Here is a 1,404-nt window from a genome sequence, read left to right as displayed (position 1 = left end):
GGCGGTCTCAAGGAGCAAGTGCAACAGTCAGTTAACTTTTCTGCACTTGCTAAGCGAACGCAATCCCGCTTCCAAAACATCATCATCAATGGACGTCTGACCGAACCGAGCCGATCTGCTTGCACACGATTTTCACTGCCGAAAGCTTACCCCATGACAAGCTCTTCCGTCGCTGAGACAGCGGCTATACACAACCCCCCTTTCATCGCTTAAACAATGGCTATACACAACCCCCCCTCTATCGGCGATTTGACGGCCTGCAATGCCACGACAGAAACACCCATCAGACGCCTCCACCAGGTAACTGGTTGGAGCTCAAGCGGGCCTTGCTCGTCACGATCAGTTTATCGTTTCGAGCTTGTTGGTCGCGCTGAGCTGAAGATAATCCACCAGCACCTCAACCGGAAATTTCCAGCCCAATGTCTGGCGAGGACGGGTGTTGAGCAAATCGGCTATTTCGTCCAGCCGTGCCTGCGTCACCAGCGAGAGGTCTGTGCCTTTGGGAAGGTATTGGCGTAACAACCCGTTCGTATTTTCATTGCTGCCACGCTGCCAAGGCGAGTGTGGATCGGCGAAGTAAATCTTCATCCCCGTGCGTGCGGTGATTTCGGCATGACGGGCCATTTCGCTGCCTTGATCATGCGTCATGGTTTTTAATAGCGATGGCGCCATCCGCGACATTTCCCTAACAATGGCTTCCGTCGCCGCCTCTGCGGTGGGGGCTTCGAGCTTGGCGAGAATTACATAACGGCTCGTACGCTCGACCATGGTGGCAACCGCTGAGCGATTATTGGCGCCCATGATCAGGTCGCTCTCCCAATGGCCAGGTACCAGACGATCTGTAACCTCAGGGGGGCGTAGGTGAATACTCAGCTGTGCCGGGTAGCGTTCTCGACGCACATTGCTCTGGGTTCGCTTACGACGTTTGCCGTTACCCTGACGCAAATAACTGACCAGCTGACGTTTCAGTTCGCCGCGTGGGTAGGCATAGATGGTGAGGTAAATAGTTTCGTGACTCACATGTCGCTCGGGTTGGCCGGGCCAGATACTGCGTAGTCTGCGGGCAATTTGTTGCGGTGACCAGCCAATGCGGAGCATTTCGACAACCACCTGAAACAGCTCTGAATCTGGAGACAAACGCCGCTGGCGGCGGGGTACCTGCCGAAGCTGTTGAGCCCTGCTGGCAGCCTGGGCGGCGTCATAGTGATGCTGGTGGGGGTTACGTCTGATCTCACGACTAATGGTGCTAGGGTGACGGCCCAGCAAAGCGGCGATAGCTCGCAGTGGTTGCCGTTGAAATAGCATCACCATAATGGTGACGCGCTCCTGGGTACTCAGGTGGTTGTATTGGGTAGACATGGCAACACCTTACATCAGGCGTTGCACTTGCTCCTTGAGACCGCC

1 protein-coding gene is annotated in these 1,404 nt (G+C 55.6%); it reads right to left on the bottom strand.

The window, feature by feature from the left end:
* Positions 1–339 precede the first annotated feature (339 nt).
* The gene (locus AC19YR_RS24720; protein WP_236300051.1) at positions 340–1,359 is read right to left on the bottom strand and encodes an IS30 family transposase; all 1,020 of its coding nucleotides are present in this window, start codon (positions 1,357–1,359) and stop codon (positions 340–342) included.
* Between the last annotated feature and the right edge of the window lie 45 nt (positions 1,360–1,404).

The sequence above is a fragment of the Pseudomonas sp. MF08817 genome (assembly GCF_059862705.1).
This window is presented reverse-complemented; position numbering and strand designations above follow the sequence as displayed.

Excerpts from the sequence above, each read along its gene's own strand:
- AC19YR_RS24720 (WP_236300051.1), bottom strand. The coding sequence starts at position 1,359 with ATGTCTACCCAATACAACCACCTGAGTACCCAGGAGCGCGTCACCATT.